This is a genomic window from Microcoleus sp. T3_D1 (assembly GCF_036700405.1).
Lineage (GTDB): Bacteria > Cyanobacteriota > Cyanobacteriia > Cyanobacteriales > Microcoleaceae > Microcoleus.
This window is the reverse complement of sequence record NZ_JAUBOV010000061.1, coordinates 40,306-47,449: the sequence shown is the minus strand read 5'-3', so window position 1 is coordinate 47,449 and position 7,144 is coordinate 40,306. Positions and strand designations below refer to the sequence as shown.

General features: G+C 44.8%; 6 protein-coding genes. 5 read left to right on the top strand and 1 reads right to left on the bottom strand.

The window, feature by feature from the left end; translation table 11 throughout:
• Positions 1-235: 235 nt before the first annotated feature.
• On the bottom strand, positions 236-1,774 hold the full coding sequence (locus QT992_RS23690; protein ID WP_333335964.1) for a SagB/ThcOx family dehydrogenase: 1,539 nt from the start codon (positions 1,772-1,774) through the stop codon (positions 236-238).
• A gap of 227 nt (positions 1,775-2,001) precedes the next feature.
• Here QT992_RS23690 and QT992_RS23685 point away from each other — a divergent pair, with 227 nt between their 5' ends.
• From QT992_RS23685 to QT992_RS23665, 5 genes are all read left to right on the top strand, one after another.
• Positions 2,002-2,523 (top strand): pentapeptide repeat-containing protein, encoded by a 522-nt coding sequence (locus QT992_RS23685; RefSeq protein WP_333321118.1) that lies wholly within the window; start codon positions 2,002-2,004, stop codon positions 2,521-2,523.
• Between the two features lie 205 nt (positions 2,524-2,728).
• On the top strand, positions 2,729-3,061 hold the full coding sequence (locus QT992_RS23680; RefSeq protein ID WP_333245086.1) for a hypothetical protein: 333 nt from the start codon (positions 2,729-2,731) through the stop codon (positions 3,059-3,061).
• A gap of 33 nt (positions 3,062-3,094) precedes the next feature.
• On the top strand, positions 3,095-5,173 hold the full coding sequence (locus tag QT992_RS23675) for a dynamin family protein (RefSeq protein WP_333335967.1): 2,079 nt from the start codon (positions 3,095-3,097) through the stop codon (positions 5,171-5,173).
• A 14-nt stretch (positions 5,174-5,187) separates the two neighbouring features.
• A complete protein-coding gene (locus QT992_RS23670; RefSeq protein ID WP_333335970.1) occupies positions 5,188-6,858 on the top strand; it encodes a dynamin family protein in 1,671 nt (556 codons plus the stop codon).
• Between the two features lie 22 nt (positions 6,859-6,880).
• Positions 6,881-7,144 (top strand): hypothetical protein (locus QT992_RS23665; RefSeq protein WP_333377840.1); only part of this gene is annotated, 264 nt, incomplete at its 3' end.

The following is a 7,144-nucleotide window of genomic DNA, read 5'->3' as shown; positions in this document are numbered from 1 at the left end:
TCTTTGTGGAACAGGCATCTTGCCTGTTCTGTTGTATTTTTAGGGCGGGCGGGACGCCCACTCCACAAGAATTTCACCGTTTATGAAACACAGAATTTCACTCTTTGTGGAACAGGCATCTTGCCTGTTCTTGAGAAGGGTGTAAGATGTTAATTTCATCAAACTTGACTGTAAAATTTAGATGCGCCTGGGCTTAGTGAAGCAATACTACTGACAAATAACAACCAACTTATTGTCACGATCGAGGTCTTCCGAGACTTGTAATATAAAGCACAGCCTCACCCGCAGGAATACCGAGAACGTCATTGACACGATCGTCAAAAAAGCCCCCGATACCGCTGACACCCAAACGCAGTTGCATAGCTGCTAAATTCAACCGCTGGCCCAAATGACCCGCGTCCATGTGCAAATAGCGGTAAACTCGATCGCCATATTTTGCTACAGCCCTGTTCAAATCCGCCGTGTGAAACAACAGCGCCCCCGCATCTCTGCCCAAGTCTTGCCCCAAACACAAAAAATGCAGTTCCCTGCGGAAATTCTTAAACCGAATTTGCCGCAATTCTTGAGCTTTCGGAGCGTAATAGTAACAGCCTTCTTCTAACCCATGCACTCCCGAAACAGCAATAAAAGTCTCGATCAAACTTAGATCGAAATAGTCTGGATTACCGTCTAATCCTTGGTCGATATAGTGCTGCGGCTGGTAAGTAAAATCCAGCATAGCTAGCAGTTCGCCCAAGCTCAAAGAAGCACCTGTATAAGCACGGGTCGAACGCCTTTTGAGCATAGTATTTTCTAAAGTTTCCAGGTTCACTCCCCAAGGAATCGAAGGAGTGACAGTCGAAACTTTAGTACAAAATGGAAAGTTGTATTTATCCTCTAATTCCCCTTCACTTTCATCAAGTTTCCAGCCGTCAGATCCGGTAGGGTCTGATTCTAAATGCGTGGCTTTGTGGAGGTATTTTAACAGTTGACCGTCGGAAATTTTCGGGTAATCTGTGGTGGTGTTTCCGGGCAAAGCGGTTTTAAATTTAGGCAAGTTTTGGTCAATATCTAGCAAGTCGGCTAAAGCAACTACACAAATCGCTCCTTCTTGCTCCGAGTCAATGTAAAGTAATTCATTGACAGCTTCGTCCGCGAATCCTCCAATCAGGTGAGGTCGGTAATCGTTGACGGCGCAAGCTAACTCGATATTGCTCAATAAATGGCCAGTGTCTAGAAAAATTCGCCGATAAGCTCGGTCTTCGTAACGCCAAGAAGAACGGAAAAAAACAGTGGTAATGGCGATCGCCAATTGGGTATTTTCTAGCGCTGGCGACTGGAAACAAGCTGCTTGCAATGTCGGCCAAACTTGACTGTCCCAAAAATGAACAAGTGAATGAGTTCTGCACTGATAGTTGTAGAGTCCGGCCGGCAACTGGGCAGTGCCACGGGAGATTAAATAAACCTCTGCTGGGTAGAGTCCACCCGCCGAGGGTGCAGATCGCAAATACAGGTAGCTGTCGTCTACCGTCTGCACTTTCGCCGTCAACCCGTAGCTGCACAGCAACAAGCTAGATAACCGATGCCACCAAGCGGCATCGGGATCGGCATCGGCATCCTCGGAGGGGTCTTTTAGATAAGGCTTGAGGTCAAAATAGGCTCCAATTTTATATTCTTTGAAAGGAACAGGTTGCTCTGTCCAATCTAGCTGTTTACTTTTAGCAGCAATGGTTTCAGGGTCGTATTTTGTCCGTTCGTGGTAGTGCTGAGCAATGGAGAGAGGAAGTTCTGGCATATTTCAGTAGAGGATTCGCTGTGGTTTCTCGATCGATCTTGACATTACTAACCGCTTACTGGTTGAGCAAGGCAGAATTTTACAAATATAAAAAAAATCTTAGAAAAAATGCGACTGTTGTTACACAAGCTTAACATAATAAGAGACATAAGTATAAATACACAGAACAATAACCATTAATTACTGTTATGGATTGGCTGCAGTAGCTGTCGTCATGAGGAATGAAAATGCAAAAGCTAAGCGCTGAGGAATTGCTTGCTCAGTATGCTGAGGGCCAGCGAAACTTTAACGCCGTTGACTTAAGTGAACATAACTTGTTTCAAGCAGATTTGACAGAAATAAATCTTTCTGGTAGCGTTCTGAGGCGAGCTTATTTGCCCTACGGAAATTTGACTCAAGCCAATCTTTATAAAACTGATTTGCAAGATGCTGAATTGGGCGACATTCAACTTTATCAAGCTAACTTGTCGGAAGCAACTTTATCAAGAGCAAACTTATCAAGAGCAAATTTGCGTCACGCCAATTTGCAAGGTGCTAATTTGCAGAAAGCCAATTTGCAAGGTGCGGATTTGTATAATGCAGATTTGACGAATGCTGATTTGAGATATGCGGATTTGAGCCGAGCTAATTTGGAGAAAGCAAAGTTAAGCAAAGCTCAATTAGGGGGCTGCAACTTATTTCGATCGCGCTTGGTGGATTTGTCGGAAGCTGAGTGCGATCGCACTACTATCGGGCCCGAAGGCTATTGATGATTTGCAGCGGCTAGCCTAGGGCGTAGGGCGATCGGCTCAATTAGTCGTGAAGCGTAGTTATCCCGTAGGGAATCGCCCTTTTTAAAATTTCTTAACATTTCTCGACAGGCGGGAAAATGTGAGTTACAGTCGTAGAGAACTTATCGATCCGCAACATTGACAATAAATAACACTTTTTCCAGCGGAAAACAGGCTAAAATTTATGAATTCTCCTGACAACAAATCCCGCGAACTCCGGCGCAAAGAACAAGAACTGCGGAAGCGAGAACAAGAAATTCGGCTCCGCGAACTAGAAGCCGAAATTGACCGCTCAGTGCCCGAACATCTAACAAGCAAGTACCAAGAACCAGACAGCCAAGTTAACGGCAAACTCAAACAGTGGCGCCGAAAAATTATAGCAGCCGCTCAATTTACAGGCATTGTCATTGCTGTTATCGTTGCAGTTCGCATAGCATCTTGGCTGGCAGCCGCCCTGATAGTGGGAGGCATTGCTTTCATAGCTTACAAAATGTTTATTGAAGAAGACAAAAGTTGAAAAGCTCACGCAGGAAACTATCAGGAAACACCCATGAACCTTAAAGTAGAAACTAGCAACTTTCTCAACGATTTAGAGCGAGTAGCCGCCGTCCGCCGAGAAATTGCCACTCGCCTCAGCAACATCGCCACAGCCATCAATCAATCAGAATTAGCAGGAGGAGAAGCATCGGGAAAACTTGGTTTAGAAACAGACAACGCCGACATTGATGTCGCCAGTAAAAACTTGCGCCAAGGAGTCTTTCGGCTGCTAGTCCTAGGCGACATGAAACGCGGTAAAAGCACTTTTCTCAATGCGTTAATCGGCGAAAACTTACTGCCCAGCGATGTAAATCCCTGTACAGCTTTGCTGACAATTTTGCGCTACGGTTCCGAAAAAAAAGTCACCGTTTATTTCAATGACGGCAAAAGCCCAAAACAGCTAGATTTTAAAAGTTTTAAACAGAACTACACAATTGACCCCGCTGAGGCAAAACGCTTAGAAGAAGAAAAGAAAGCAGCATTTCCAGATATCGATTGCGCCGTAGTAGAATATCCCTTACCTTTGCTGGAAAAAGGCATAGAAATAGTAGACAGTCCCGGACTGAACGATACAGAAGCCCGCAACGAATTATCTCTCGGTTACATCAACAACTGCCACGCTATTTTGTTTGTACTCAGGGCAACTCAGCCTTGCACAATGGGCGAAAGACGCTATCTAGAAAATTACATCAAAAATCGCGGCTTGAGCATTTTCTTCCTGATAAATGCTTGGGATCAGGTGCGGGAAAGTTTGATTGACCCGGATGATCCTGAAGAATTAGCAGAAGCAGAAGGGAAACTGCGGCGGGTTTTTCAAGCTAATTTGGCTGAATATTGTTTAACAGAAGGCCACGACATTTACGACGAGCGAGTGTTTGCAATTACCTCAATTAAGGCGCTGAGGTTGCGGATGAAAAACCCGGATGCGGATTTGGCAGGAACTGGTTTTCCAGAGTTTATGGCGGCACTGAATACGTTTTTGACGCAGGAAAGGGCGATTTCGGAATTGCGTCCGGCGAGGACTTTGGCGCGTCAAATTTCTGCTCGCGTCCGCGAAGCTGTTGGGCGCCGCTTACCATTACTCGATCGCGATGTCAATGAGTTGAAAGAAAAGATTAATTCAGTTGAGCCGGAGTTTAAAAAGCTGACTCAGATTCGCGATGAATTTCAACAAGAAATTATGGAAGTTAGAGATAGTAAATCGCGGGCGATCGCAGATTCTTTTCGCGCCTACGTTCTCAACTTAGAAAATACCTTTGAAACAGATTTCTTACGGTATCAACCGGAACTGAGATTTCTGGATTTCTTCAGCCAAGGCAAGCGAGAAGCTTTTGAAGCATCGCTCAAACGAGCCTTCGAGCAGTACATCAATGACAAACTAGCAGCTTGGACTCTCACGGCCGAACAAGAAATGAATTCAGCATTTTCGCAGCTATCGAAAAGTGCCGCAAATTACGGAGCATCTTACACGAAAGTGACTGAAAAAATTACCGAAAAACTGACGGGACAAAAAATACCAGCAGCAGTCAGCAACTCGAACGAAGATAACTCGCCCAGTTGGGCAAAATGGGCGATGGGATTGTTCTCGTTAACCACTGGAAATCTGGCAGGTGTAGCAATGGCAGGAGCGGGTTTTGATTGGAAAAATATCCTGCTCAACTTAATCACTGTGTTGAGCGTCAGTACGATTCTTGCTAGTTTGACGGGGATTGTTTTGGGGCCGCTGTACTTGGCTTTGTTGGGCATGGGTGTTGGGGTTTTGCAAGCAGACGGAGCTCATAAACAGTTGGTGAAAGCGGCGAAAAAAGAGCTAGTGAAATATCTGCCGCAGGTGGCTCAACAGCAGTGGCAGCCGATTCACGATGCTGTAAAAGAGTGTTTTGATATTTACGGGCGAGAAGTGGGCGATCGCATGAATGCTGATATTACTTCTCGGAAATCTGAGTTAGATAATTTGCTGGAACAAAAGGAATCTCACGAGATTAATTTTCAGGCTGAATCGCAGCGGTTGAAAAAATTGGAGGCTGATGTTTCTGCCGAGTCGCAGAGTATTGAATCGCTATATCAAGCTTTCCTAGCATCCGCTAAATGAAATAAAACAACAATATGCAACAACCCGAAATTTATCAATACCTGACCGACTATCTCAAATCAGCCCTCGGTATTCTCGAACTTGACAAAAACTCCCAACTGTATCGAGATACTACCTCAATCTGCGACTATCTCGCCAAACCAACTTTTCAAGTTGCTGTCTTTGGCCCGTTTAATTACGGCAAGTCCACTTTGCTCAATGCAATGCTTGGAAATCGTGCTTTGCCGATCGACCTTGTGCCCACTACAGGTGCTGCCATTTATGTCAACTACGGCGAGGAATTGCACGCAAAAATTACCCTGAAAGACGGCAGGGAAATTAGCGAACGGGGGACTGATGTGTTGAAACGCTATGCTATCCTTGACGACGCGAGACAAATGCGGGATGATGTGGCGGCAGTGAATGTTTACTGTCCCCATCCATTCCTGCAAACCGGTGTGGAATTGCTGGATTTGCCGGGAACCAACGATCGCGAAGAACAGGATAATTTGGTTCGGGATAAATTGCTAACGGCTGATTTAGTTGTGCAGGTTTTAGATGCTCGCAAATTGATGACTTTAGGCGAACGGGAGAACTTGAGAGATTGGTTGAGCGATCGCAACATCAACACTGTCGTCTTTGTTGCCAATTTTCTCAATCTACTCGAACCAGACGACCAAAAACAAGTATACAATCGGTTGTTGTTTGTTGCCGAAAGTTTTCGCTCCAATTTGCCGAACAATATCAGCAATATCTACCGCGTCGATGCTTTGCCGGCTTTGAGGGCGAGGCTGAAAGGAGATGTGGCGGCCGCCCAAACTACAGGAATTGCCAGCTTTGAATCGGCTTTGCAAAGTATTGTGGCAGCTCAACAGGAACAACTAGCAGTTAAATTGCCCAGAATTGAAGCTATAGCTACTAAAATTTGCCAATCTCTCCGAGCCAAAGCTGAAACTGTCACCGCAGAAATAGCCACAGCTCAAAAAAAGCACAAAGACAAAATTGAAATTAAACAAAAAGCCGAAAAACTGATATCAAAAGGCTTTCAAGCCAGCGTTTCCGACTTCGAGATTTGGCTTTACCAGCCCACACTTTTGCAGCGGTATCAATCGGAAATGGCGCTGTCGCTCCAGGAAGGAAGTTTTGATGCGTGGAAGCTAAAATTTCAGCGAGAGGCGTTACATCAGCAGCAAACCATCGCAGAATGGGTAAATAAAGCTTGCGAATTCTTTGAGAAAGAACCGCCGATCGCACTTTTGATTTCGTTTCCTCCATCCCCGCAAGTCAGTTTACCGGAACCGCCACCACCTCCAGCTCAAAAGTCGAACGAGGGCGAAGTGACTCCAGTGGCGATCGCCACTGGCTTAGGTTGGCTATTGGGCGGGCCTGTGGGAGCTGCAGTAGTCGGCGGTGCTAGCTATATTTTGAATAAAAGAACTGGGTATGAAAAGCCGCCTGAATCGTCAGAAGCTTATCTCAATCAAGTAAAGGAAATTTGCAGTGAGGCTGCTAAAAACTATCTCGCTCGCTTCAGCACCGATACTTTTTCTATGCTGCAACACTACAAGGAAATCGCCGGAAAAGTTATCTGTTTTCAAGACAGCAAAGAGCCATTAAATGTGAATGTTCAACAGTACCAGTTACAGTTAGTAAATAATTTAATCGAGAACTTAGAAGCACAATTGGATAGAATAAAAGTTATATGATTTGAGATTTTAGATTAGTTTCATGGCCCTGTCAAATCATAAAGAACAGGCAAGATGCCTGTTCCACACAAATTCAGTTTTATTGTGGGAAGAACAGGCAAGATGCCTGTTCTACAAAAATTCAGTTTTATTGTGGGAAGAACAGGCAAGATGCCTGTTCCACAAAAATTCAGTTTTATTGTGGGAAGAACAGGCAAGATGCCTGTTCCACAAAAATTCAGTTTTATTGTGGGAAGAACAGGCAAGATGCCTGTTCCACAAAAATTCAGTTTTATTGTGGGAAGAA

Excerpts from the sequence above, each read along its gene's own strand:
- QT992_RS23685 (WP_333321118.1), top strand. The coding sequence starts at position 2,002 with ATGCAAAAGCTAAGCGCTGAGGAATTGCTTGCTCAGTATGCTGAGGGC.
- QT992_RS23690 (WP_333335964.1), bottom strand. The coding sequence starts at position 1,774 with ATGCCAGAACTTCCTCTCTCCATTGCTCAGCACTACCACGAACGGACA.
- QT992_RS23675 (WP_333335967.1), top strand. The coding sequence starts at position 3,095 with ATGAACCTTAAAGTAGAAACTAGCAACTTTCTCAACGATTTAGAGCGA.
- QT992_RS23670 (WP_333335970.1), top strand. The coding sequence starts at position 5,188 with ATGCAACAACCCGAAATTTATCAATACCTGACCGACTATCTCAAATCA.
- QT992_RS23680 (WP_333245086.1), top strand. The coding sequence starts at position 2,729 with ATGAATTCTCCTGACAACAAATCCCGCGAACTCCGGCGCAAAGAACAA.